25 protein-coding genes are annotated in these 22,562 nt (G+C 70.1%); 16 read left to right on the forward strand and 9 right to left on the reverse strand.

Features of this window, described 5'->3' with window-relative positions; genetic code table 11:
• Window positions 1-5: 5 nt before the first annotated feature.
• Window positions 6-620 carry an HD domain-containing protein gene (locus ACFV6H_RS30815; RefSeq protein ID WP_385548740.1) on the forward strand — a complete coding sequence of 205 codons (615 nt, stop codon included), beginning with the start codon at window positions 6-8 and terminating at the stop codon, window positions 618-620.
• Window positions 617-1,603, forward strand: a complete 987-nt coding sequence (locus ACFV6H_RS30820) for a glycosyltransferase (protein ID WP_384981898.1) — start codon at window positions 617-619, stop codon at window positions 1,601-1,603. The genes ACFV6H_RS30815 and ACFV6H_RS30820 overlap by 4 nt, the downstream gene beginning before the upstream one ends.
• Window positions 1,604-1,610: 7 nt before the next feature.
• Here the strand turns inward: ACFV6H_RS30820 and gltX are convergent, their stop codons facing one another.
• Complete coding sequence (gene gltX / locus ACFV6H_RS30825; RefSeq protein ID WP_384982401.1) at window positions 1,611-2,981, reverse strand: glutamate--tRNA ligase; 1,371 nt, start codon at window positions 2,979-2,981, stop codon at window positions 1,611-1,613.
• 107 nt (window positions 2,982-3,088) lie between these two features.
• Window positions 3,089-3,697: a PH domain-containing protein gene (locus ACFV6H_RS30830; protein WP_384981895.1), complete on the reverse strand. Its 609-nt coding sequence runs from the start codon at window positions 3,695-3,697 to the stop codon at window positions 3,089-3,091.
• A 109-nt stretch (window positions 3,698-3,806) separates the two neighbouring features.
• Here ACFV6H_RS30830 and deoC point away from each other — a divergent pair, with 109 nt between their 5' ends.
• From deoC to ACFV6H_RS30850, 4 genes are all read left to right on the forward strand, one after another.
• On the forward strand, window positions 3,807-4,754 hold the full coding sequence (gene deoC, locus ACFV6H_RS30835; protein ID WP_384792048.1) for a deoxyribose-phosphate aldolase: 948 nt from the start codon (window positions 3,807-3,809) through the stop codon (window positions 4,752-4,754).
• A gap of 5 nt (window positions 4,755-4,759) precedes the next feature.
• Window positions 4,760-6,217 (forward strand): aldehyde dehydrogenase family protein, encoded by a 1,458-nt coding sequence (locus tag ACFV6H_RS30840; protein ID WP_385548744.1) that lies wholly within the window; start codon window positions 4,760-4,762, stop codon window positions 6,215-6,217.
• On the forward strand, window positions 6,217-7,113 hold the full coding sequence (locus ACFV6H_RS30845) for an aldehyde dehydrogenase family protein (protein ID WP_385548747.1): 897 nt from the start codon (window positions 6,217-6,219) through the stop codon (window positions 7,111-7,113). Before ACFV6H_RS30840 ends, ACFV6H_RS30845 begins: the two co-directional genes overlap by 1 nt.
• A 105-nt stretch (window positions 7,114-7,218) precedes the next feature.
• Window positions 7,219-7,470: a type II toxin-antitoxin system prevent-host-death family antitoxin gene (locus tag ACFV6H_RS30850; protein ID WP_385548750.1), complete on the forward strand. Its 252-nt coding sequence runs from the start codon at window positions 7,219-7,221 to the stop codon at window positions 7,468-7,470.
• Between the two features lie 42 nt (window positions 7,471-7,512).
• Here the strand turns inward: ACFV6H_RS30850 and ACFV6H_RS30855 are convergent, their stop codons facing one another.
• Window positions 7,513-7,929, reverse strand: coding sequence for a hypothetical protein (locus tag ACFV6H_RS30855; protein ID WP_385548753.1), 417 nt, complete (start codon window positions 7,927-7,929; stop codon window positions 7,513-7,515).
• Window positions 7,930-8,128: 199 nt separating this feature from the next.
• Here ACFV6H_RS30855 and ACFV6H_RS30860 point away from each other — a divergent pair, with 199 nt between their 5' ends.
• On the forward strand, window positions 8,129-8,788 hold the full coding sequence (locus ACFV6H_RS30860) for a uridine kinase (protein ID WP_384981881.1): 660 nt from the start codon (window positions 8,129-8,131) through the stop codon (window positions 8,786-8,788).
• Window positions 8,789-9,038: 250 nt separating this feature from the next.
• Here the strand turns inward: ACFV6H_RS30860 and ACFV6H_RS30865 are convergent, their stop codons facing one another.
• A complete protein-coding gene (locus ACFV6H_RS30865; RefSeq protein ID WP_384791991.1) occupies window positions 9,039-9,824 on the reverse strand; it encodes a SigE family RNA polymerase sigma factor in 786 nt (261 codons plus the stop codon).
• A gap of 192 nt (window positions 9,825-10,016) precedes the next feature.
• Here ACFV6H_RS30865 and afsQ1 point away from each other — a divergent pair, with 192 nt between their 5' ends.
• From afsQ1 to ACFV6H_RS30890, 5 genes are all read left to right on the forward strand, one after another.
• Entirely contained in the window at window positions 10,017-10,694 is a 678-nt protein-coding gene (gene afsQ1, locus ACFV6H_RS30870; protein ID WP_079124961.1) for a two-component system response regulator AfsQ1, read from the forward strand.
• 146 nt (window positions 10,695-10,840) lie between these two features.
• Window positions 10,841-12,355 carry an ATP-binding protein gene (locus ACFV6H_RS30875; RefSeq protein ID WP_385548994.1) on the forward strand — a complete coding sequence of 505 codons (1,515 nt, stop codon included), beginning with the start codon at window positions 10,841-10,843 and terminating at the stop codon, window positions 12,353-12,355.
• A 5-nt stretch (window positions 12,356-12,360) separates the two neighbouring features.
• The gene (locus tag ACFV6H_RS30880; protein ID WP_385548758.1) at window positions 12,361-13,236 is read left to right on the forward strand and encodes a hypothetical protein; all 876 of its coding nucleotides are present in this window, start codon (window positions 12,361-12,363) and stop codon (window positions 13,234-13,236) included.
• Between the two features lie 115 nt (window positions 13,237-13,351).
• Window positions 13,352-13,927, forward strand: a complete 576-nt coding sequence (locus tag ACFV6H_RS30885) for a VanZ family protein (RefSeq protein WP_385548760.1) — start codon at window positions 13,352-13,354, stop codon at window positions 13,925-13,927.
• 91 nt (window positions 13,928-14,018) lie between these two features.
• Complete coding sequence (locus ACFV6H_RS30890) at window positions 14,019-14,219, forward strand: PspC domain-containing protein (RefSeq protein ID WP_161230585.1); 201 nt, start codon at window positions 14,019-14,021, stop codon at window positions 14,217-14,219.
• A 117-nt stretch (window positions 14,220-14,336) separates the two neighbouring features.
• Here the strand turns inward: ACFV6H_RS30890 and ACFV6H_RS30895 are convergent, their stop codons facing one another.
• Window positions 14,337-14,726 (reverse strand): ATP-binding protein, encoded by a 390-nt coding sequence (locus ACFV6H_RS30895; RefSeq protein WP_384981867.1) that lies wholly within the window; start codon window positions 14,724-14,726, stop codon window positions 14,337-14,339.
• Window positions 14,727-14,928: 202 nt separating this feature from the next.
• Window positions 14,929-16,044 (reverse strand): adenosine deaminase, encoded by a 1,116-nt coding sequence (locus tag ACFV6H_RS30900; protein WP_384791979.1) that lies wholly within the window; start codon window positions 16,042-16,044, stop codon window positions 14,929-14,931.
• A 114-nt stretch (window positions 16,045-16,158) separates the two neighbouring features.
• On the opposite strand from ACFV6H_RS30900, the gene ACFV6H_RS30905 reads away from it, so the two are divergent.
• Entirely contained in the window at window positions 16,159-16,977 is an 819-nt protein-coding gene (locus ACFV6H_RS30905) for an alpha/beta hydrolase (protein ID WP_384791976.1), read from the forward strand.
• Between the two features lie 167 nt (window positions 16,978-17,144).
• On the opposite strand, the gene ACFV6H_RS30910 is transcribed toward ACFV6H_RS30905, so the two are convergent.
• Window positions 17,145-18,194, reverse strand: a complete 1,050-nt coding sequence (locus tag ACFV6H_RS30910) for a LysR family transcriptional regulator (RefSeq protein ID WP_385548766.1) — start codon at window positions 18,192-18,194, stop codon at window positions 17,145-17,147.
• 62 nt (window positions 18,195-18,256) lie between these two features.
• On the opposite strand from ACFV6H_RS30910, the gene ACFV6H_RS30915 reads away from it, so the two are divergent.
• The 3 genes from ACFV6H_RS30915 to ACFV6H_RS30925 all read left to right on the forward strand — a co-directional run bounded on the left by ACFV6H_RS30915 (window position 18,257) and on the right by ACFV6H_RS30925 (window position 21,475).
• Window positions 18,257-19,597 (forward strand): MFS transporter, encoded by a 1,341-nt coding sequence (locus ACFV6H_RS30915; protein ID WP_385548769.1) that lies wholly within the window; start codon window positions 18,257-18,259, stop codon window positions 19,595-19,597.
• 103 nt (window positions 19,598-19,700) lie between these two features.
• Window positions 19,701-20,396, forward strand: coding sequence for a L,D-transpeptidase family protein (locus tag ACFV6H_RS30920; protein WP_384791967.1), 696 nt, complete (start codon window positions 19,701-19,703; stop codon window positions 20,394-20,396).
• A gap of 65 nt (window positions 20,397-20,461) precedes the next feature.
• The gene (locus ACFV6H_RS30925) at window positions 20,462-21,475 is read left to right on the forward strand and encodes a sigma-70 family RNA polymerase sigma factor (RefSeq protein WP_385548772.1); all 1,014 of its coding nucleotides are present in this window, start codon (window positions 20,462-20,464) and stop codon (window positions 21,473-21,475) included.
• A gap of 13 nt (window positions 21,476-21,488) precedes the next feature.
• Here ACFV6H_RS30925 and ACFV6H_RS30930 read toward each other — a convergent pair whose 3' ends face one another.
• Both ACFV6H_RS30930 and ACFV6H_RS30935 read right to left on the reverse strand, forming a co-directional pair.
• A complete protein-coding gene (locus ACFV6H_RS30930) occupies window positions 21,489-21,830 on the reverse strand; it encodes an STAS domain-containing protein (protein ID WP_385548775.1) in 342 nt (113 codons plus the stop codon).
• Between the two features lie 69 nt (window positions 21,831-21,899).
• Window positions 21,900-22,493, reverse strand: a complete 594-nt coding sequence (locus ACFV6H_RS30935; protein ID WP_384981843.1) for a Uma2 family endonuclease — start codon at window positions 22,491-22,493, stop codon at window positions 21,900-21,902.
• Between the last annotated feature and the right edge of the window lie 69 nt (window positions 22,494-22,562).

A 22,562-nucleotide genomic window follows, 5' to 3' on the forward strand; every position in this document is an offset into this window, starting at 1 on the left:
GCCCGATGAGCCCGAATGACCGGGCACACATCCTGACCACGCTCGGCACTACGGAATGGAACGCCCGGGACCGGGCACGCGCGCGCGTGTCCGGTGGCCTGGCCCTCACGGTTTACACCGGCCATACGCGCGATCAAGGCACCCCCTACATCCAGCACCCCCTGGCCGTGGTCGCCGTACTCCGGGCCGAACTCGGTGTGACGCTCCCCGACACGCTTCTTCTCGGTCTCCTGCACGACGCCTTGGAGATCGATCCCAGCGCGGAGGCCCTCATCATGAAGAAGTTGGGCGGCGCCTTCACCGCCCGCCTCCGAGCCATCACCCCCGACCACCGGCTGGAACGAAGGCCGAAAGGCGCCCGGGACGAGACCCGCTGGCGGGCGAAGACGGCCGGTCTGCCACCGGAGGAACTCGTGGTGCGGTTCGCCGACCGTATTCACAACCTGCGCGACCTGCACCGCTCTCCGGACCTCGGCCGACGCACGAAGTTTCTCCGGGCTCTGGCCGACTTCCATCTCCCCCTCGCCGACGCAGCCCGCCCGCTCAGCACCCATCTGGAAGCGGCGCACGCGCTGCTCCACGCCGAGTACGTCCGCCACCAACAGGAGATACGTCCATGAGACAGGTCGTGTACTCGATGGAACCGGTCGGCCGTACGGGAGGCCGGGCCTATCTACGGATGCTCCATGACGTGACCGCCGCACGCATCGAATGGCGCACGGTGCCGGACTACAAACGGGCCTATCGTGTCCGGCGCTGGCGCAAGCTGCGCCACCTCGCTCGCCTCGCCCCCGCCGTCCGGGCCCTGGACCGCGCGGCAGGCTCCTTCGTCTGGGACGACCTGAGCCTGCTGCTCTTCACACCGGGCATGAGGGCCAGGACCGTGTTCCTCCTCCACCACTACGAACCGTTGCAGCACGACTCCGCGCCCTTCGAGGCCATGCTCTGGGAGCGGCTCTTCGACGTCCTCCCGCAATGCGCCAACGTGGTGTGTGTCGCCCCGTACTGGGCCGATTTCCTCCGGGCCAAGGGAGTCCGCGACGTACAGATCATCTACAACGCCTTCGACCTCGCCGAGGTGGAGCGGACACTCCGCCTCGACCGGCACGAGTGCCGCGCCGAGTTCGGCATCGCCCCGGACACCGTCGCCGTCTACGCGGGCAAGGCCGTGCACTGGAAGGGCACGGTGAACGTCGCCGACGCCTTGGCCGGCGCTCACACCACACAAGTGATCACCAGCGGCAGCAACACGATCGGCTTCGACGGTACCCACTACGACCTGCCACGCGAGCGCTACCTGCGGCTGCTGCGCGCCTGTGATGTCGGTGTCTTCGCTCCTCGGATGCGGGAGGGCTGGAGCCGCTGCGCGGCCGAGGCCCTCCTGCTCGGGCTGCCCTGCCTGATCCGCCCCGTGGCGGGACTCGGCGATCTCGCCGAGCTGACGGGCCAGCCTGCCCCTGACTTCAGCCGTCTGCCCGTACAGGTCCTGGAGCGCGCCGCCGCACCGGAGGCCGAGGCCAAGGGCGCGTACGACGCCCTGGCCCGGTTCGATCTGACCTACTTCGGCAGCGCCTGGAGCGAACTGCTCGCCGAGATCGCCTGACCCACGACTACGACTGAGCGGCCAGCTTCTTCGAAGCGGCGTCCAGACGGGCCAGCACCCGGTCGCGACCGAGCACCTCCATGGACTCGAACAGCGGCAACCCGATCGCCCGGCCGGTGACAGCGACCCGGACGGGAGCCTGGGCCTTGCCCAGCTTCAGACCGTGCTTCTCACCGACCGCGACCAGTACCGCCTTGAGATCGTCCGCCCGCCACTCCGCGGTGGCCAGCTCCGCGCGTGCGTCGCGCAGGACATCGGCGGCGCCCGCCTTCATCGCCTTGCTCCACGACGCCTCGTCCTCGACCGGCTCGTCGAGGAACAGGAAGTCGACATAGCTCGTGATCTCCGACAGGAGCGCCAGCCGGGTCTGGGCCAGCGGCGCCACCGTCTCGAAGACCGCCACGTCGAATGCCTCCGGCGCCCACGGCGCGTAGGGAGCCACCAGCCATGGCGCGCACGCCGCAGCGAACTGCTCCGGTGCCAGAGCGCGGATGTACTCGCCGTTGAACGCCGTCAGCTTCTTCACGTCGAAGAAGGCCGGCGACGTGCCGACGTCCTCGATACGGAAGCGCTGCTCCAACTCCTCGTACGGAAGGATCTCCTGGTCATCGCCGGGCCCCCAGCCGAGCAGCATGAGGTAGTTCACCATCGCCTCGGGCAGGAAGCCCTCGGCCAGGTAGTCCTCCAGCGCCACCTTGTCCCGGCGCTTGGACAGCTTCTGCCGCTTCTCGTTCACGATCACGGGGAGATGCGCCCAGACCGGCGGCTCGGCACCGAGCGCCTCCCACAGCAGCTGCTGCTTCGGCGTATTCGACAGGTGCTCGTCACCGCGGATGACCTGCGTGATGCCTTCGTCCAGGTCGTCGACCACGTTGGCGATCAAGAAGACCGGAGACCCGTCGCCACGCGCGATCACGAAGTCCTCGATCGCGCTGTTCGGAAACGCCGGCTCCCCACGGATCAGGTCGACCACCACGGTCTCCCCCTCGTCCGGCGTCCGGAACCGCAGCGCCCGTCCCTCGACGTACGCCAGCCCCCTGTCCCGACAGAATCCGTCGTACCCGAGATGCTCCGACCCGGTGCGTTCCTTCAGCTGCTCACGGGTGCAGTCGCAGTGGTACGCCTTGCCCGCCGCGTACAGCTGCTGGGCAGCCTCGCTGTGCCGGGCGGCATTGTGCGACTGAAAGTACGGCCCCTCGAAGGCCGAGTCCTCCTCGTGGATACCGATGGCGGCCAGTGCGCTGATGATGCCGTCGATCCACTCCGGCTTGTTCCGGGCGGCGTCGGTGTCCTCGATCCGCAGCACGAACGTGCCGCCGGACTGTCGCGCCACCGCCCAGTTGTAGAGAGCGGACCGTGCGCCGCCGACATGGAACATGCCGGTCGGAGACGGGGCGAAACGAACACGAACCGGGGCAGTAGACATGCGCCCCAGGGTACCGACGCAGAACGGCCGCCTGATTCCCCGCCGGGCGGCGCACCGCCTCAGCCCGTGGCCAGGAGGACGATCAGGAGCACCAGGCCCGCCAAGGTCGGCGCGATCACCTCGTACGCCCAGCGGATCGTCGGGGTGCCCTGCGCCGTGGGGCGAGTGGTGGCCTGTTCGGACAGTTCGCGCAGCTCCGTGACCGCGCGGTCCGCGAGGGCCAGCTTGGCCGGGTCGAGGGTCTCCGCGGTGCGGGCCAGCCGGTCCTGGTAGCGGTTGGCGCGCTTGCGCTGGCGCAGGGAGACCGGGACGGCCCAGAGCTGGAACTTCCCGTCGTTCTCGGTGAAGACCTCGCAGGAGTACACGGCCCGTATGCCCGTCACCGTCGCCCAGGGCAGTGTGATGGTCCGGAACGGGTTTCTGATCCGCAGCCGGTCGTTCCCGGCGAAGACGGCCGGGCGCAGGCTGAAGGCGACGATCAGCGGTACGGCGAAGAGGAGACCGGCCAGCGCCAGCCACGGCGTGCGGCCCGTGCCCCAGACGAGCGCGTCGACGCCGAGCCAGGCCACGACCGCCAGCAGCAGGATCCCGCCGAGGATCCCGCCGCCCGACCGGAAGACACGGTCGCGGTAGGTCGGCTCGGAGGGCTGAGGCGCTGGACTCGTCATATGCCCGATTCTGCCGTACGCGTCCGTAAACCCTCGACGGACCCCGGTCACAGCTCGGACTCGCCCCTGTACAGGTCGCTACGCGCGTAGATATGCTCCTCTGGTGACCATGCCCACCATCACCCACGCATTCGCCGACGTGACCGCGTCCGACAGCGCGCTGCGCCGTTTCCTGCACGGGCTGCCCGGTGTCGACGCCGTCGGCCTGGAGGCGCGTGCCGGTTCGCTCGGGACGCGCTCGATCAAGACCACGGCCAAGGCGTACGCCATCGATCTCGCCATCTCCATGATCGATCTGACGACGCTCGAAGGCGCGGACACCCCGGGCAAGGTCCGGGCGCTCGCCGCCAAGGCCCTGCGGCCCGATCCGACCGACCGTACGACGCCCGCCACCGCGGCCGTCTGTGTCTATCCGGACATGGCGGAGACGGCGGTCGCCGCGCTCGCCGGGTCCGAGGTGAAGGTCGCGTCCGTCGCGACCGCCTTCCCGGCCGGCCGGGCCTCGCTCGCGGTGAAGCTCGCGGACACCCGGGACGCCGTGGCGGCCGGCGCGGACGAGATCGACATGGTCATCGATCGCGGCGCGTTCCTCGCCGGTCACTACCTCAAGGTGTACGAGGAGATCCGCGCGGTGAAGGAGGCGGCCGGCGCCGCCCGGCTCAAGGTCATCTTCGAGACCGGTGAGCTGTCCACGTACGACAACATCCGCCGCGCCTCCTGGCTCGGCATGATCGCGGGCGCGGACTTCATCAAGACCTCGACCGGCAAGGTAGGCGTCAACGCCACGCCCGCCAACACACTGCTGATGCTGGAGGCCGTACGGGACTTCCGCGCGCAGACCGGCGTACAGGTCGGTGTGAAGCCCGCGGGCGGTATCCGCACCAGCAAGGACGCGGTGAAGTTCCTGGTGCTGGTCAATGAGACCGTCGGTGCGGACTGGCTGGACAGCCACTGGTTCCGCTTCGGCGCCTCCAGCCTGCTGAACGATCTGCTGATGCAGCGTCAGAAGCTCAGCACCGGCCGCTACTCCGGCCCCGACTATGTGACGGTGGACTGATCACCATGGGTTCTGTTTTCGAGTACGCGCCGGCGCCCGAGTCCCGCGCCGTCGTCGACATCGCGCCGTCGTACGGGCTGTTCATCGACGGCGAGTTCACCGAGGCGGCCGGCGGCAAGGTCTTCAAGACCGTCTCGCCGTCGACGGAGGAGGTGCTCTCCGAGGTCGCGCAGGCGAGCGCCGAGGACATCGACCGGGCCGTCGGGGCCGCCCGTAAGGCGTTCGAGAAGTGGTCGGCGCTGCCCGGCGCCGAGCGCGCCAAGTATCTCTTCCGTATCGCCCGGATCATCCAGGAGCGCTCGCGCGAGCTGGCGGTCCTGGAGACCCTGGACAACGGCAAGCCGATCAGGGAGACCAGGGACACCGATCTCCCGCTGGTCGCGGCCCACTTCTTCTACTACGCGGGCTGGGCCGACAAGCTCGGGCACGCCGGGCTCGGCGCGGATCCGAAGCCGCTGGGTGTCGCGGGCCAGATCATCCCGTGGAACTTCCCTCTGCTCATGCTCGCCTGGAAGATCGCACCGGCGCTCGCCACCGGCAACACCGTGGTGCTGAAGCCCGCCGAGACGACTCCGCTCTCCGCGCTCTTCTTCGCGGACATCTGCCGTCAGGCGGGACTGCCCAAGGGCGTCGTCAACATCGTGACCGGTGACGGCAGTACGGGCGCGGCGCTGGTCTCGCATCCGGACATCGACAAGATCGCCTTCACCGGTTCCACCGCCGTGGGCAAGGCCATCGCGCGTGAGATCGCCGGTACGGACAAGAAGGCCACGCTCGAACTGGGCGGCAAGGGCGCCAATATCGTCTTCGACGACGCGCCTGTCGACCAGGCCGTCGAGGGCATCGTCACCGGGATCTTCTTCAACCAGGGCCAGGTCTGCTGCGCGGGCTCCCGGCTGCTCGTCCAGGAGTCGGTCCACGACGAGGTGCTGGAGTCGCTCAAGCGCCGGCTCTCCACGCTGCGCGTCGGCGATCCGCTGGACAAGAACACCGACCTCGGCGCGATCAACTCCGCCGAGCAGCTCGCCCGTATCACGGCGCTGGCGAAGACGGGCGAGGCGGAGGGCGCGGAGCGCTGGTCGCCGGCGTGTGAACTGCCGTCCTCCGGCTACTGGTTCGCGCCGACGCTCTTCACGAATGTCACGCAGGCGCACACCATCGCCCGTGACGAGATCTTCGGCCCGGTGCTGTCGGTGCTGACGTTCCGTACGCCCGAGGAGGCTGTGGCGAAGGCCAACAACACGCAGTACGGCCTGTCGGCGGGCATCTGGACGGAGAAGGGCTCCCGCATTCTGGCGGTGGCGAGCAAGCTCCGGGCGGGCGTCGTCTGGGCCAATACGTTCAACAAGTTCGACCCGACCTCGCCCTTCGGCGGCTACAAGGAGTCGGGTTACGGCCGTGAAGGCGGCCGTCACGGTCTGGAGGCGTACCTTGCCCCGTCGAGCCCGGAGGGCGAGCGCTGATGAGCACCGTCGATGAGACGCGACTGAGTGTCTTCAAGACCTACAAGCTGTACGTCGGGGGCAAGTTCCCTCGCAGCGAGAGCGGCCGGGTGTACGAAGTGACCGACTCCAAGGGCGCCTGGCTGGCCAATGCCCCGCTGTCCTCGCGCAAGGACGCCCGGGACGCGGTCGTCGCGGCCCGCAAGGCGTTCGGCGGCTGGTCGGGCGCGACGGCGTACAACCGCGGCCAGATCCTCTACCGGATCGCCGAGATGCTGGAGGGCCGCCGAGGCCAGTTCGTACGGGAGGTCGCCGACGCGGAGGGCCTGCCGAAGGCGAAGGCCGCGGCGGTCGTGGACGCGGCGATCGACCGCTGGGTCTGGTACGCGGGCTGGACGGACAAGATCGCCCAGGTCGTGGGCGGCGCGAATCCGGTGGCGGGCCCGTTCTTCAACCTCTCCACGCCCGAGCCGACCGGTGTCGTCACCGTCCTCGCACCGCAGGACTCGTCCTTCCTGGGCCTGGTCTCGGTCGTCGCGCCGGTGATCGCCACGGGCAACACGGCGGTCGTCGTCGCGAGCGAGCGGTCCCCGCTGCCCGCGCTGTCCCTGGGCGAGGTGCTGGCCACCTCGGATCTTCCCGGCGGAGTCGTCAACGTCCTGTCGGGACGCACCGCCGAGATCGCGGCCCCGCTCGCCGCGCACCAGGACGTCAACGGGATCGACCTGACCGGCGCGGACGCGGTCCTGGCGAAGGAACTGGAGGTCGCGGCGGCGGACAACCTCAAACGAGTCCTGCGCCCGCACGCCACGGACTGGCGCCCCGACCCGGGCACCCACCGCCTGACGGCCTTCCTGGAAACCAAAACGGTCTGGCACCCCACAGGCAGCCTGGGCGCCTCGGGCTCGTCGTACTGAGCCGCCTGGGAGACCTCGCACGGTCAGGGCCCCGCTTTCCCTCATTCGGGGGAAAGCGGGGCTTCGTGCGCTCGGAGGTACCTGCGGAGCCTCAGGCTTCTGTGCATGAACAACACCTGCACCCTCGCTGAGGCGCACGCCGCCTTCGACGCTCTGATGAGCCGAGTGACCCGATCGCGCGAACGGATCGCCATCACGGACCAAGGGCTTGTGGCGGCCGTCCTGATCAACCCGCTGGATCTGGCGGATCTGGAGGACGCGCTCGCGGTGGCCGAATATCAGCTCAGCAAAGAGCGCGGCACGCTCAAGCCGGCCATCCCGCACGACGAGGTCCGCCGCCTGCTGGGGCTGCGGTAAGCGCCCCGCAGAATCGCCCGCCTCGGCCGCGTCACCTGACCGTCAGGCCGATGCGGCCGGGAGCAGTAGTTTCAGGGCCGGGCCCGCCAGAGGGAGGTCTTGGAGGGCGCCGCCGCCCTTGGTGAGGGGGTCGGTCAGTGCGGCCGTGGACAGGGGCTTGAAGTCGGCGATCTGAGTGCCCACCGCGTTGTCCAGCGGGTCCACGCCGGTGCCGGAGAGCGGGTTGAGCTTGAGCTTGGTGACCGGGGCCAGCGCGCCGGTGGTGGAGTGCGTGAGCGCGCCCGTGAGGGCCTGGGTCGACGCCGCGCCCGCCTCGGCTAGCTGGAGGTCGCTGTCCGTCGCCGACGCCACGGCGACGGGCATACCGCCCAGGCCGAGGGCCGCACCCGCCGCGGTGACGGTCAGACCGGCGCGCAGCAGAGCGCGGTGCCGGGAGGTGGGAGCTGCATGACGTGCCATGAGTTTTCCTGCCTGGCCGAGTGGAATGTCCTGTCCTCTAACGACTCCCGGCCGCGTGGAGATGCGGTGTGACACCCCATCAGGACCGCTCGGCCCAAGATCGGTCCACACCCATTTGTCATCGGTTCGCCATGATCCGTCGTGGATCCGTACACCCGGGTGGTTCCCTGCACGGATCCATGCCGCACACTGGTGTCCCGTGAGCTCTCCTTCCCATCCGGCCCGAGTCGTTCTGCTCGCAGGCCCGTCAGGCTCCGGAAAGTCCTCCCTGGCCGCGCGTACGGGCCTGCCCGTGCTGCGCCTCGACGACTTCTACAAGGAGGGCGACGACCCGACGCTGCCGCTGGTCCCGGACAGTACGGACATCGACTGGGACTCCGCCCTGTCCTGGGACGCGGACGCCGCCGTCGCGGCGATCGAGGAGCTGTGCCGTACGGGCCGTACGACCGTTCCCGTCTACTCCATCGCCACCAGCGCCCGCGTGGACACGGAGGCGCTCGACATCGCGCACACGCCCGTGTTCCTCGCGGAGGGCATCTTCGCCGCCGACATCGTCGCGCGCTGCCGGGAGTCGGGCGTACTGGCCGACGCGCTCTGTCTGCGCGGCCGGCCCTCGACCACCTTCCGGCGGCGGCTGCTGCGCGATCTGCGCGAGGGACGGAAGTCGGTCGGGTTCCTGCTGCGGCGCGGCTGGCGGCTGATGCGCGCGGAACGCGCGATCGTCGCCCGTCAGACGGCCCTGGGCGCGTATCCATGCGGCAAGGCGGAGGCCCTGGGCCGTATCACCGCCGCGGCTGCGGTACGGAATGCCGCACCCTGCCCCGCACCCGCGCCCAGCCGAACCGCAAGCGGCCATTGAGCAACCCCCACGGCGAGCAACCACCTCCGCGAAAGCGGCGCCGGCTCAGGCGCAAAAAGCAAGACCGCACAAGACCCCCCGGTCCTGTACGGTCCCGCTTCTTTTCCCTGTGATTCCCGTGGGCCCCCACGACCCGCGAGTCTCCCCCGTGCTCCCCGTGCTTTCCCCGTACTCCCGCCGTCTCCCCCGAGACCGCGGCCCCCACCTTTCCCCCGTAGCCCCCGTGTCCCCCGTGTTCCCCCTGCGGCCCTCAGGCGACCAGTTCGCCGAAGGACTCCTCCTCGTCACGGCCGAAGCTGAGGACCTCGTCCTCGCGCAGCCGGCGGAGCGACCGCCAGATGCTCGACTTCACCGTGCCGACACTGATGCCGAGGATGTCCGCGATCTCCGGATCGGTACGGCCCTCGTAGTAGCGCAGTACCAGCATCGTGCGCTGGAGCTCAGGAAGGCGGGCGAGCGCCTGCCAGAGCACCGCGCGCAGTTCCGTGCCGCGCATCGCGTCGGTGTCGCCCGCCGTCTCCGGCAGCTCCTCCGTCGGATACTCGTTGAGCTTGCGCCTGCGCCAGGCGCTGATGTGCAGATTGGTCATGGTGCGCCGCAGATAGCCACCGACCGCGGCCTTGTCGCTGATCCTGTCCCACGCCCGGTACGTCGAGAAGAGGGCGCTCTGGAGCAGGTCCTCGGCCTCGAACCGGTCGCCGGTGAGGTGGTAGGCGGTGGCGTACAGGGAGGCGCGGCGCTCCTGGACGTAGGCGGTGAACGCCGCTTCGGCGTCCGCCCGCTCCGCCGGGAGCCGCCGCTCCCCCGAGCCCTCCCCGTACGTGGCGGCTCCCCCGTTGCCCGCCAGGTCCGCGTCAACCACCGTCATGTACGACGGCTTGTGCTGACGCCCGGCGCCGCGAACGCACCCCCGCCCGTTCACGGCGCCGGACTTCTCACCGTTCCTTGTGACATCGCTCCTGGTGACGTCGCTCCTCGTAACGTCGTGAAGACGCGTGACCACCGCGTTCGAGGCCGTGCCGTGCAGTGCGTTCATCCCGCGCCCCCCGTCGCTTGGAGTTGCTTCGTTCCCTGTGCCCAAGAGCTTGCCGGGGCAGTTTCATGGCGCTGTCCGCCGACTGTCACAGGCCTGTCACAGGGGGCGGCGTACCTTGCGCGGAGCGTGCGGAAAGTATGGGAGCGCTCCAACTGTCGAACTGTGGTCCCCCCATGGGACAGAATGACCTCCGTGCCTTTCCTGTTGCTGATCGAGGACGACGACGCCATCCGCACGGCCCTCGAACTCTCCCTGTCACGCCAGGGCCACCGTGTGGCCACCGCGGCGACGGGAGAGGACGGCCTGAAACTGCTGCGGGAGCAGCGGCCGGATCTGATCGTGCTGGATGTGATGCTGCCCGGGATCGACGGCTTCGAGGTGTGCCGGCGCATCAGGCGCACCGACCAGCTGCCGATCATTCTGCTGACCGCGCGCAGCGACGACATCGATGTGGTGGTCGGGCTGGAGTCCGGCGCCGACGACTATGTGGTCAAGCCGGTGCAGGGCCGGGTGCTGGACGCGCGGATCCGCGCGGTGCTGCGGCGCGGCGAGCGGGAGTCCACGGATTCCGCGACCTTCGGCGGTCTGGTGATCGACCGGTCCGCGATGACCGTCACCAAGAACGGCGAGGATCTCCAGCTCACACCGACCGAGCTGCGGCTGCTGCTGGAGCTGAGTCGCCGTCCCGGCCAGGCGCTCTCGCGTCAGCAGCTCCTGCGGCTGGTGTGGGAGCACGACTATCTGGGCGACTCGCGGCTGGTGGACGCGTGTGTGCAGCGTCTGCGGGCGAAGGTGGAGGACGTACCGTCCTCGCCGACCTTGATCCGTACGGTGCGCGGAGTGGGATACCGGCTGGACGCGCCTTCGTGAGCGAGGCGCACACGGTGGACGGGCCGGACCGCGGCCCGCACGGCTCGCACGGAGCGACGGAGAACGGCACGGGTGTCGGCGCGGGTACGGGCGCAGGCGCTACGCGCCGCAGTGCGACGGAGAAGGGCGGCGCGACGAAGAAGGCGATCCTGGCAGGGCTCCGCTGGACCAGTCTGCGGCTGCGGCTCGTGGTCGTCTTCGGCGCGGTGGCCCTGACCGCGGCGGTCTCCGCGTCCGGGATCGCGTACTGGCTCAATCGCGAGGCCGTGCTGACCCGCACCCAGGACTCGGCGCTCAACGACTTCCAGCAGAAGATGCAGAACCGGGCGGCGGAGCTGCCGCTGTGGCCGAGCCAGAGCGAGCTCCAGAGCACCGCCGAGCAGATGGCGGACGGCAGCGCCGGTTACAGCGTGCTGCTGATAGGCGAGCGCGCCGAGGGCAAGCCCGTCGTCGGCGCCTCCGACCGGGACACCTTCACCCTGGACGACGTACCGGAGTCGCTCCAGCAGGCCGTGAACGGCAAGCAGAAGGTCACCTCCGGCAACGCCTACCCGTACCACGTCTTCTGGCTGCGCACCGAGCTCGGCGGTACGCCCTGTCTGGTGGGCGGTACGCGGATCATCGGCGGCGGTCCGACCGGCTATCTCCTCAAGTCCCTGGACCAGGAGCGCGCGGATCTCAACTCGCTCGCCTGGTCGCTGGGCATCGCCACGGCCCTCGCGCTCGTCGGGTCCGCGCTGCTGGCGCAGGCCGCCGCCACGACCGTACTCAAGCCCGTGCAGCGGCTGGGCGAGGCGGCGCGGCAGCTCGGCGAGGGCCGGTTCGGGACCCGGCTGCGGGTGACGGGCACGGATGAGCTGGCCGATCTCTCGCGTACGTTCAACAAGGCCGCGGAGTCCTTGCAGAAGAAGGTCGCGGACATGAGCGCGCGGGAGGAGTCCAGCCGCCGTTTCGTCGCCGACATGTCCCATGAGCTGCGTACGCCGCTGACCGCGCTGACCGCCGTGACGGAGGTGCTGGAGGAGGAGGCCGACAGTCTCGACCCGATGATCGCGCCCGCCGTGACGCTGGTGGTGAGCGAGACCCGGCGGCTCAATGTCCTGGTGGAGAATCTGATGGAGGTCACCCGCTTCGACGCGGGTACGGCCCGGCTCGTCCTGGACGATGTCGATGTCGCGGACCAGGTCACGGCCTGTATCGACGCACGGGCCTGGCTGGACGCGGTGGAGCTGGACGCGGAGCGCGGCATCATGGCGCGGCTCGATCCGCGCAGGCTCGATGTGATTATGGCGAATCTGATCGGCAACGCGCTCAAGCACGGCGGCTCGCCGGTGCGGGTGGCGGTACGCACGGAGGACGGCTCCCTCGTCATCGAGGTACGGGACCACGGGCCCGGTATCCCCGAGGACGTCCTGCCGCATGTCTTCGACCGTTTCTACAAGGCGAGCGCGTCCCGGCCGCGCTCGGAGGGCAGCGGTCTGGGACTGTCGATCGCGATGGAGAACGCCCATATCCACGGCGGTGACATCACCGCGGCGAATGTGCCGGACGGCGGCGCGATGTTCGTCCTGCGACTGCCGAAGAACGGCGCGGAGCCGGAGTCGGAGTCGTCGGCGACGGACGGCGGAGCGGGACCGGAAGAGGAAGGCGACGCGCGGTGACGCCGATGAACGAACCACCGCGAAGCGGACGGAACGGTACGCGGACGACGGCCGAGGCAGCCCGGCACGGGCTCGGGCGTGGGCGTGGGCTCGGGCCGTGCCGCGTGGCTCGCGGCGGTACGACGGAGGAGGGCCGGATCGGTGACGGTACGGCCGAGGTCGGTACGGCCCGTATCGGTGCGGCCTACCACGGCCGGGCGCGGCGGGTGGGCTTCGTCGGCGTGCTTGCAGTGATGCTGGCCGCGCTTGTCGCCGGGTGTGGGATCAGGACCACCTCGGTGCCGGTGGACGCCGGGCCCGCGCCCTCGCGGATGCCGTGCCGGGTCGCGGGCGAGAGCGTGATCACCCAATCGCGGCCCGGCGTTCCGATGCGGATCTATCTGGCCTGCGCGTCCGGTCTCGCGTCGGTGGAGCGCGCGGCGCCGATCCCGCAGGGCAAGTCGGTCGACAGCCGCATGGCGATCGCGCAGGGCCTGCTCGACGAGCTCCAGGCCCAGCCGTCCACGAGCGAACGGGACGCGGGCTTCACCACGTACGTACGAGGTCCGCTGATCCTCTCCGCGCCTCGCAAGGGCGATCCGGCGGGCACGCTGCGGCTCAGCCGTCAGCCCGAGGATCTGCCCGCGACCGCGCTCGCCCAGATCGTCTGCACCTTCGCGGAGAGCGAGATCAGCGAGATCACGGACGGCACGGTGATCCTGGGCGGTCCCGGCGACTATCCGCCGCGCGGCTACGGATGCGATCCGAAAACGAAGAGCAACCCGGACACGGCGGTCCCCACGCTCGCGCCGCGGCCGTCGGCCTCCGCGTCGGCTTCCACTTCCGCTGCCGCGTCGGCGCCCGGTTCCGCTTCGGAGCCGGCTTCCGCTTCGGCGCCATGACGTCCTCCGGCTTCGGCGCCGTGACATCCGCCGTACGGGCGTGATGCCCGTCTCATGGCGGCGTTCCCGCGCGGGCGGCGGAACCGATTCCGCCGGCCCGCGCGTCCTTGGTTACGTGCGTCAAGGTCCGGGCGGCACCGCCGTCATCCGCTTCCGTACGGCGGGGCTCGTACTCCTCCTTCTGCATCTCGCGCTGGTGGGGTGGCTGACGCTCCGCCCACTGGACGTTCCGTGGGTGCACGCGGCCAATCTGACGCCGTTCGCGGGCATCAAGGCGGATCTGGCGCTCGGCCCTGTCCCGGGCGCGCGCCGGATCGCCGAAGGACTGCTCCTGCTGGCACCGCTCGGCGTGCTGCTGCCGATGGCGGGCGGCAGGATCGCCGTCTCCGGCTGGGCCTCCATGGCCCGTACGGTCACGGCGGGCGCGCTGATCTCCCTGGGCATCGAGCTGTTGCAGACCGGAGTCCCCGGCCGTGTGGTCGACGTGGACTCGCTGCTGCTCAACACGGCCGGTGTGGCACTGGCCCATCTGCTGCTGGTGCCCGCGGGCCGGGCACGGCTGCGGCGCAGGCGCCGGTCCCGTACACCGCGCCGCGCACCGCGACCCGGGGACGAGACGGGAGCCCTCCATCGGGACGAGACCTCTCAGGGAGCGACCCCGACGATTCCCAGGGTCGGCATCGCACCGTAGAGCGACGCCCGGGCACCGGCTCCGCACGCACCATGGAAACAACGGGAGCCCACCGAGAAGAGGCTCCCTCAAGGACTCGAAGGAGCCCACCATGGCCGCATTGATCCGCCCCCGTGACGGACGGATGATCGGCGGAGTGTGCGCGGCGCTGGCACGGCGCTTCGGTACCTCCGCGAACACGGTTCGTGTGATCTTCCTGGTCTCGTGTCTGCTGCCGGGACCGCAGTTCCTGCTCTATCTGGCGCTGTGGGCGCTGCTGCCGGGCGAGAAGACCGCCACGACCGCCTGGTAGTGGCCGCGCATGGTTCCGTACGCACACGCGCATGGTCAGTACGCACAGTGGGGCGCACACCCGGATGCAGGTGTGCGCCCCAGCGCTGTCGTCCCGGACAGCCGGCGAGCGGGCGGCTCAGCCGCCGATCGGGATGCCGTTGACGGGAAGTCCGCCCTTGGCGAGGCCGTTGACCGGCAGTCCGCCGAGCAGGCCGTTGAGCGGGCTCGCGGTGCCGGCGGTGCTCGCCGAGCCGAAGACGATCGGCGCGACCTGCCGCAGGGTGCCGAGCGCCAGCTTGCTGCCCTGGACGACATCGGCAGCGGGCGCGGGAAGCTGCTCGGCGGTCTGCTCCAGCGGCAGTTGCTCGGCGGCGGAGCCCACGGTGTCCAGCGCGGTGACCGTGCTCTTGGCGACGAGCGCGGCGGGTCCGGTGGGCGCGGCGGCCGAGGCGGTGCCCGCGGCGGCGGAGGCGAAGGCGGCACCGAGGGCGGCGACACCGAGAGTCTTGACGGCGGACTGCTTCATCTGCGGTTTCGTCCTTGGGGAGGGGAACGGGGAGGTGACGGGGCGGGGCGGGGAAAGACGCGCAATGCGAGCGGCTCTGCAAATTAGCCAGTCACCCATGTCTCCCGCAAACACCGGCGGGCGCCCGGGATTCCGTCTTCCGGTCCGCCCGCCGGAGTTTCCATCGCCACCTCCGCAGCAGATAACCGCTGGTCAGCGCCTTCTACTTGAACAGCCATTCGGATTTCAGCTCGGCATATCCGGGCTTGATCACGTCATTGATCATCGCGAGTCGTTCATCGAAAGGAATGAATGCTGATTTCATCGCATTGACGGTGAACCACTGCATGTCGTCGAGCGTGTAGTCGAATGTGTCGACCAGCAGCTCGAATTCCCGGCTCATGCTCGTACCGCTCATCAGCCGGTTGTCGGTGTTGACCGTGGCCCGGAAGTGCAGTCTGCGGAGCAGCCCGATGGGGTGCTCCGCGTACGAGGCCGCCGCGCCCGTCTGGAGGTTGGAGCTGGGGCAGAGCTCCAGCGGGATGCGCTTGTCCCGTACGTACGCGGCGAGCCGGCCCAGTGCCACCGAGCCGTCCTCGGCGACCTCGATGTCGTCGATGATGCGCACACCGTGGCCGAGCCGGTCGGCGCCGCACCACTGGAGCGCCTGCCAGATCGAGGGCAGTCCGAAGGCCTCGCCCGCGTGGATGGTGAAGTGGTTGTTCTCACGCTTCAGATACTCGAAGGCGTCGAGATGGCGGGTGGGCGGATAGCCGGCCTCCGCGCCCGCGATGTCGAAGCCGACCACTCCCGAGTCCCGGTAGCGGTTGGCGAGTTCGGCGATCTCCAGCGCGCGGGCCGCGTGGCGCATGGCGGTGAGCAGGGCGCCGACCCGGATGCGATGGCCGTTCGCGTGGGCACGTCGCTCGCCCTCGCGGAAGCCCTCGTTGACGGCCTCCACGACCTCTTCGAGGCTGAGCCCGCTCTCCAGGTGCTGCTCGGGCGCGTACCGCACCTCGGCGTAGACGACACCGTCCTCGGCGAGGTCCTCGGCGCACTCGGCGGCGACACGGAAGAGCCCGTCGCGGGTCTGCATGACGGCGCAGGTGTGCGCGAAGGTCTCCAGATAGCGCTCCAGCGAACCGGAGTCGGCGGCCTCACGGAACCAGATTCCGAGTTTGTCGGACTCGCGTTCGGGCAGGTTCTCGTAGCCGATCTCATGGGCGAGGTCGATGATCGTGCCGGGGCGCAGTCCGCCGTCCAGATGGTCGTGGAGGAGGGCCTTGGGCGCGCGGCGGATCTGGTCGGCGGTGGGCGGACGGTAGGTCTGGCTCGTCATCTGCGCACTCTAACGCCTACGCGCGTAGATCACGCCCGCCGATATGGCCGTCGATATGTAACAGTGACCGGGCGTACGGGTGGAGTACACCCGTCCTTCTGAGACTGTTCTGCTATGGGACAGAACGCAGTTCCCGGGCCGGGGGGACGTACGGCAGGCCGGGACGGTTCGCCGCGCGCGCGTCGCGCGGCGCCACGGGCACGGTTGGGACGGGCGTTCGCCGCACTTCCCGCGGGAGCGGCCACGGGAGGCGTGATCCTGGTGCTTCCCACCGGCGAGCCGGTCTCCGACCGCCGTCCCTCGCCCGTCGCATACGCCCGAGTGCTGCCGCTGGCACGGGCGTTGGCCAGAGCGGGCGCGGCCGAAGGGCTGGTCGTGCATGTGGTGCACTACCGCAGACGCGGCTGGAACGGCACGGACGCGCAGCTCGCGGCGGACGCCGAGTGGGCGACGGAGGAGGTCGTACGGCGGTACGGCGATGTACCGGTGTGCCTCGCCGGACACGGGATGGGCGGCCGGGCGGCGCTCCAGGCGGCGGGGCACTCCGCGGTCAACTCCGTGCTGGCGATGGCTCCTTGGCTGCCGGAGCAGGACAGGGCGGTGGAGCCTGAGCCGGTGGCGCAGCTCATAGGCCGGCATGTACTGATCATGCACGGCACCAATGACGAACGCAGCGACCCGGAGCTCTCGTACCGGCTGGCCGAACGGGCCAAGAAGCTCAGCCGCGACATCTGCCGCTTCGAGGTGCACTCCGACGGCCATGCGCTGCGCCAGCACCATGACGAAGTCCTGGCCCTGGCCACGGACTTCGTGCTGGGCGCGCTGCTCTCCCGCGCCTACTCCCGGCCGGTCGCGGACGCTCTGGCGGCCCCGCCGCCGCTGGGTCTGCGTATGCCGGTGGCGGCGGGCTTCGGCAGGTTACTGCGGCGGTAGAGGCGGGCGGCGGCACGAACTGGGGCCTCAATCCGGGGCTCAGCCTGGGACCGCGCTCGGGTCTCAATCCGGGGATCAGTCCGGGACCGCGCTCGGGCCTCAAGGCGGGCCTGTGCTCGGGCACCAACCCGGCTCAGTCCGGTCCCTAACCCGGGCCTCGACTCGGCTCAGTTCGGGAGCAGTTGGCCTCTGCGGGAGAGCAGGAAGCGTTTGAAGGCCGCCACCGGTGGAGTGTCCGGGGGGCCGTCGAGCCAGGCCAGGCCGATCTCGCGTACCGCGCGCGGCGCCGTGACCGTCAGTTCGACCACTCCCGGGCGGGCCACGGCCGGTGGTGGCAGCAGGGCCACGCCCAGGCCCGCCGCGACCAGGCCGCGCAGCGTCTCCGCCTCCTCGCCCTCGAAGGCCACGCGCGGCCGGAAGCCCGCCTGGGCGCAGAGGTCGTCGGTGATACGGCGCAGCCCGTACCCGGGTTCCAGCGTGACGAACGTCTCGTCCGCCGCCTCGACGAGCCGGATCCGCCGGCGCCCGGCGAGCCGGTGGTCGTCGGGCACGACCAGCCGTAGCCGCTGCTCGTCGACGCGGCGGGCCACCAGATCCGGCGCGTCGGGCACCGGTGAGGTGAGGCAGAGGTCCAGCTCGCCCGCGCGCATACGCTCCAGCATCGCCTCGCCGTAGTTCTGGACGAGCTGGAACCGTACCCGCGGATGGTCGGCGCGGAAGGCCCGGATCAGCTCCGGTACGGTCTCGGATCCCATCGTGTGCAGAAAGCCGAAGGCCACCTTGCCGGACTCCGGGTCCGCGTCGGCCCGTACGGACTCGGCCGCGCGCGCCACCTCCGCGAGGGCCCGCTCGACCGAGGCGAGGAAGGTACGGCCCGCCGGAGTGAGCGCGACCGTACGGCCCTTACGGGCGAACAGCGCGATGTCCAGGTCCTGTTCGAGCCGGACCATCGCCCGCGAGAGCGTGGACTGCGGTACGCCCATGTCCTGCGCCGCACGGGTCACATGCTCATGACGGGCCACGCCGGCGAAGTACGCGAGGCGCGGCGCGAGAAGAGCAGGCCAGGACTCGGGATCCAGCTCGGCCGCACCGGGCGCACCGGCTGCACCGGCCGGACCCGCCGGACCCGCCGGACCCGCTGCTCCAGGCGTCGCCGCCATGTCTTCTTCGTAACTGTTCCATGACACGCGCCTCTGTGACCTCTGCTCATGCGTCATGGGAACGATTATCGCGAGTCCATGCATTGGACGCATGAAGCCGCGGTGCTTACGTTCGAACCATGCCTTCCGTCAGTACCGGGGCGCCCACCACCGTGGGTGCCTCCTCCGCGCCGTCCACCGCCACCATCGATTCCGCCGCGCACCTCAGCCCGGGCCGTCCCGGCTACCGCCGGATGAGCCTCGCGCTCTTCGCCGCCGGAGTCGCCACCTTCGCGCTCCTCTACTCCACCCAGGCCCTGCTGCCCGCCATCTCCACCGGTCTCGGTGTGACGGCGAGCCAGGCGAGCTGGACGGTCTCGGCGGCCACGGGCGCGCTGGCGCTCTTCGTACTGCCGCTGAGCGCGCTGTCCGAGCGGTTCGGGCGGCGCACGCTGATGACCGTCTCGCTGGCGGTCGCCGTCGTGGTCGGGCTGCTGGTGCCGTTCGCGCCGAGCCTGGAGTGGCTGGTGGCGCTGCGCGCCGTGCAGGGCGCGGCGCTCGCCGGGCTGCCGGCGTCGGCGATGGCGTTCCTCGCCGAGGAGGTACGGCCGAAGGCGCTGGTCGCCGCGATCGGTCTGTTCGTCGCGGGCAACAGCGTCGGCGGGATGAGCGGCCGTATCGTCACCGGCTGGGCCGCCCAGCTCTGGGGCTGGCGCGCGGCGCTCGGCGCGGTCGGGCTGCTGGCGGTGGTGTGCGCGGTGGTCTTCCGCGTACTGCTGCCCAAGGCACGGCACTTCACGCCGCGTTCGCTGAGCCCGCGGTCGCTGGCGCGGACCGTCGGCGGGCATCTCGCCGATCCGCTGCTGCGCCGGCTGTACGCGATCGGTGCGCTCTTCATGACGGTGTTCGGCGCGGTCTACACCGTGATCGGCTACCGGCTGGTGGAGGCTCCGTTCAGCCTCCCGCAGGGCGTCATCGGCTCGATCTTCCTGGTCTATCTGGTCGGTACGCTCTCCTCGGCTGCGGCCGGGCGGCTGGTCGGACGGCTGGGCCGGCGCGGCGCCCTCTATCTGGCCGTGGGAACGACGGCGGCAGGCCTGCTGCTCTCGCTGGCGAACACCCTGACCGCGGTGCTGTTCGGCCTCGTGCTGATCACAGCGGGCTTCTTCGCGGGCCACGCGGTCGCCTCGTCCGCGGTGAGCCACACCGCGAAGACGGGCCGCGCCCAGGCCTCGGCGCTCTACCAGTCGGCGTACTACCTCGGCAGCAGCGCCGGCGGAACACTGGGCGCAATCGCCTTCCACACGGCCGGCTGGCCCGCGACCGTACTCCTCGGCCTCGCAGCAGTACTCGGCGTCGTCTCCATCACCCTGTACGCCACCCACCACGCCCACACCGAACGCCGCCGAACGGCCGCTTCGGCTGCTGCTACCGCCGCCGCCCTGGCCGGCGCCGCCACCGCCGAAACCTCCTGCGGCTGAGGGAAATCTCCCGTCCCGTCCGTGCAACTCCAGGCGCTCCTCACCCGTCTACCACCCCGAGTACGCCACACGAGTGACGTGTACCGAAGGGGGGACGGGCGAGATGGGGCACATACGCCGTACCGGGGCCGTGGCGGCCGGGGTTGTTGCTTTGGTGGTGCCGTTGGGGGTGGGGCTGGGGGCCGGGTCCGCGCAGGCGGCTTCTTGTACGACCAGCAAAGGGCCGTATCAGAAGCAGGTCGAGAAGTTTCTCGGGCGACCCGTGGACGGCAAGCAGTCCGCGGCGGACTGCAAGGCCATCCGTGCCTTTCAGTTGAAGCACGGCATCACGCCGACCATCGGTTACGCCGGGCCCGTCACCTGGGGCGTGATGGATCTGATGAACAAGCAGAAGGCCGCGGGCAAGACGCCGAACAAGGCCGGCAAGTGCCCGGTCAACAAGGGCCGGATCGCCTGTGTCGACCTCACACGGCAGTTGAGCTGGATCCAGGACGGCAAGAAGCTGGTGTACGGGCCGGTGCCGGTGCGTACCGGGCGTAACGGCTACGAGACCAGGACCGGGTCGAAGAAGATCTACTGGCGGCACAAGAACCATGTCTCCTCGATCTACGACGTGCCCATGCCGTACAGCCAGTTCTTCGACGGCGGCCAGGCCTTCCACTCGGTCGGTGTCAGCGTGTGGAACCCGCCCGGTTCCCACGGCTGCGTGAACATGACCAAGACCGCCGCCAGTAAGTACTGGTCCCTGCTGAAGAACGGTGACGACGTCTACGTCTACGGGCGTAAGCCGGGAACCTGAGCCGTTGTCAGTGGCCTGCGGTAGCTTCCGGGGGACTGGTTCCAAGGGGGCGACTGGGGTGACCTATGAGTGATCTGGTTTCGGCACAGGACCTTGATTCCCGGCTGGAGAAGCACCGCACGGAGCTGACCGGCTACTGCTACCGGATGCTGGGCTCGGCCTTCGAGGCCGAGGACGCCGTGCAGGACACGATGGTGCGCGCGTGGCGCGGCTTCGAGAAGTTCGAGGGCCGCTCCTCGCTCCGGTCCTGGCTCTACCGCATCGCGACCAACGTCTGTCTGGACATGCTCAACGCGGGCAACCGCAGGGCGCGGCCCATGGATCTCACGGCCGCGACGCCCGTGGCCGAGGCGCAGCTCAGCGCCCGTCCGGAGATCACCTGGCTGGAGCCGGTGCCGGACGGGCGCGTGCTGCCGTCGGTGGCGGATCCGGCGGACACGGCGGTGTCGCGGGAGACGATCCGGCTGGCGTTCGTCGCCGCGCTCCAGCATCTTCCGCCGAAGCAGCGGGCCGTGCTGATCCTGCGGGAGGTGCTGGCCTGGAAGGCGAGCGAGGTCGCCGAGCTGCTGGGCACCACCGTCGCCTCCGTCAACAGCGCGCTCCAGCGGGCCCGTGCGACGCTCGCCGAGGCGGAGCCCGCCGAGACCGATACGGCCGATCCGCTGGACGACGAGCAGAAGGCGCTGCTGGAGCGGTATGTCGCGGCTTTCGAGGGCTATGACATGGAGGCGCTGACGGCGCTGCTCCACGACGACGCCAAGTTCTCCATGCCGCCGTACGACCTGTGGCTCCAGGGCCATGCGGACATCGTGGGCTGGCTGCTCGGTGTGGGCTCCGTCTGCCGTGGTTCCCGGCTCGTCCCGACGGCGGCCAACGGCACTCCGGCGTTCGCCCACTACCACCCGGCCGAGGACGGCACCGGCCATACGCCCTGGGCGCTCCAGATCATCGAGATCGAGGACGGCAGGATCGCGGGCATCAACAACTTCCTGGACGCGGCCCGCTGGTTCCCGCTGTTCGGCCTGCCGCCGAGGCTGGAGGCCCCGAAGCCCGAGCCCCCGGAGTCCGAGGAGGCATGACCCGGTGACCTCCTCAGTGGTGCTCGCCGTCGTCGCTCGTCGGCGGCTCCTGGACCGGGCCCGGAAGGCCGCCCGCCGCCAGGCCCAGGAGGCCCACCAGGTCCAGGAGCAGCCGCAGTTCGCGGCCGGCGCCGCGCAGGCGGACGCGGCAGCCGTGGCGGCGGGCGGTGAGCTGGAGTCTGGCCAGCGCGTCGACGGCCGCGAGGTCCGGCGGGCCGAGGCCGCCGACGTCACAGATCGCCTCCGCCGCGCCCGTGCCGTACAGACGTGCCGTCAGCTCCTCGCACAGGCGCGGCACATCGGCCGAGGTGAGCCGGCCCGCGATGACGAGAACGATCGGTTCTGTGGCGTCCACGCCCAATGAGACCGCCCCGATGGCCGAAACTCATCGGGACGGTCCGGGCCCGCAGTCGGTCAGGGGCGGTCAGTCGACCGGGAAAGCGGCCGTTTCAATGGTCAGCCCGAAGGGGTCGGGCAGGACGATGTCCTCGCCGAACTTCACCGCCTGGTGCACTCTGTAGACATCGCCCGTGGGCTCCCCGTAGAGAGTGACCGTCGGACCGCCCGGGGCCCAGGCGTCGATGAGCAGATAGAGCGGAATACCCGCCTGGGCATAGCTCGCGGTCTTGGTGATGCGGTCATGGCTCGCGTTGGACTTCGAGGTGATCTCGACGACCAGTTCCGCCGCGGTGGCGGGGATGAACTTGCCGTGCTCGCTCCGGAGCACCGCCTTCGGTGTGACGACCAAGTCGGGAATGAAGAGGCCGTCTCGGGAGGGGACCGCGGCCCCAAGCGTCTGGTAGATCCCCCAGTCAGAAGGGATCACGGTGTACAGCAGACGCTGGACGGTATCGGCAATATCGTTGTGGGCGTTGGACGGCGGCGGTGCCACGGTGACGATCCCCTCGATGATCTCCACCTTGCTGCCCTCGGGTGCGTCCGTCTCCTCCCAGAGTCGGACAAGGTCGTCCCACTCGTGGCCATGGGCCGTTGGGGGGTCGACAGTGAGTGCGCTCATTGGCGGTCTCCAATCGGTACGTCACCGATCCCAGCATGACTGACGGGGCCGGTGGGGGTCCACCGGCCC

Origin of the sequence: Streptomyces sp. NPDC059743, from assembly GCF_042732975.1 — a bacterium.
Taxonomy (GTDB): Bacteria; Actinomycetota; Actinomycetes; order Streptomycetales; family Streptomycetaceae; genus Streptomyces.

Bases quoted from the DNA above. Each gene is read 5' to 3' on its own strand.
- ACFV6H_RS30815 (WP_385548740.1), top strand. From the start codon at position 6: ATGAGCCCGAATGACCGGGCACACATCCTGACCACGCTCGGCACTACG.
- ACFV6H_RS30820 (WP_384981898.1), top strand. From the start codon at position 617: ATGAGACAGGTCGTGTACTCGATGGAACCGGTCGGCCGTACGGGAGGC.
- gltX (WP_384982401.1), bottom strand. From the start codon at position 2,981: ATGTTCCATGTCGGCGGCGCACGGTCCGCTCTCTACAACTGGGCGGTG.
- ACFV6H_RS30830 (WP_384981895.1), bottom strand. From the start codon at position 3,697: ATGACGAGTCCAGCGCCTCAGCCCTCCGAGCCGACCTACCGCGACCGT.
- deoC (WP_384792048.1), top strand. From the start codon at position 3,807: ATGCCCACCATCACCCACGCATTCGCCGACGTGACCGCGTCCGACAGC.
- ACFV6H_RS30840 (WP_385548744.1), top strand. From the start codon at position 4,760: ATGGGTTCTGTTTTCGAGTACGCGCCGGCGCCCGAGTCCCGCGCCGTC.
- ACFV6H_RS30845 (WP_385548747.1), top strand. From the start codon at position 6,217: ATGAGCACCGTCGATGAGACGCGACTGAGTGTCTTCAAGACCTACAAG.
- ACFV6H_RS30850 (WP_385548750.1), top strand. From the start codon at position 7,219: ATGAACAACACCTGCACCCTCGCTGAGGCGCACGCCGCCTTCGACGCT.
- ACFV6H_RS30855 (WP_385548753.1), bottom strand. From the start codon at position 7,929: ATGGCACGTCATGCAGCTCCCACCTCCCGGCACCGCGCTCTGCTGCGC.
- ACFV6H_RS30865 (WP_384791991.1), bottom strand. From the start codon at position 9,824: ATGAACGCACTGCACGGCACGGCCTCGAACGCGGTGGTCACGCGTCTT.
- ACFV6H_RS30880 (WP_385548758.1), top strand. From the start codon at position 12,361: ATGAACGAACCACCGCGAAGCGGACGGAACGGTACGCGGACGACGGCC.
- ACFV6H_RS30890 (WP_161230585.1), top strand. From the start codon at position 14,019: ATGGCCGCATTGATCCGCCCCCGTGACGGACGGATGATCGGCGGAGTG.
- ACFV6H_RS30895 (WP_384981867.1), bottom strand. From the start codon at position 14,726: ATGAAGCAGTCCGCCGTCAAGACTCTCGGTGTCGCCGCCCTCGGTGCC.
- ACFV6H_RS30900 (WP_384791979.1), bottom strand. From the start codon at position 16,044: ATGACGAGCCAGACCTACCGTCCGCCCACCGCCGACCAGATCCGCCGC.
- ACFV6H_RS30905 (WP_384791976.1), top strand. From the start codon at position 16,159: ATGGGACAGAACGCAGTTCCCGGGCCGGGGGGACGTACGGCAGGCCGG.
- ACFV6H_RS30910 (WP_385548766.1), bottom strand. From the start codon at position 18,194: ATGACGCATGAGCAGAGGTCACAGAGGCGCGTGTCATGGAACAGTTAC.
- ACFV6H_RS30915 (WP_385548769.1), top strand. From the start codon at position 18,257: ATGCCTTCCGTCAGTACCGGGGCGCCCACCACCGTGGGTGCCTCCTCC.
- ACFV6H_RS30920 (WP_384791967.1), top strand. From the start codon at position 19,701: ATGGGGCACATACGCCGTACCGGGGCCGTGGCGGCCGGGGTTGTTGCT.
- ACFV6H_RS30925 (WP_385548772.1), top strand. From the start codon at position 20,462: ATGAGTGATCTGGTTTCGGCACAGGACCTTGATTCCCGGCTGGAGAAG.
- ACFV6H_RS30935 (WP_384981843.1), bottom strand. From the start codon at position 22,493: ATGAGCGCACTCACTGTCGACCCCCCAACGGCCCATGGCCACGAGTGG.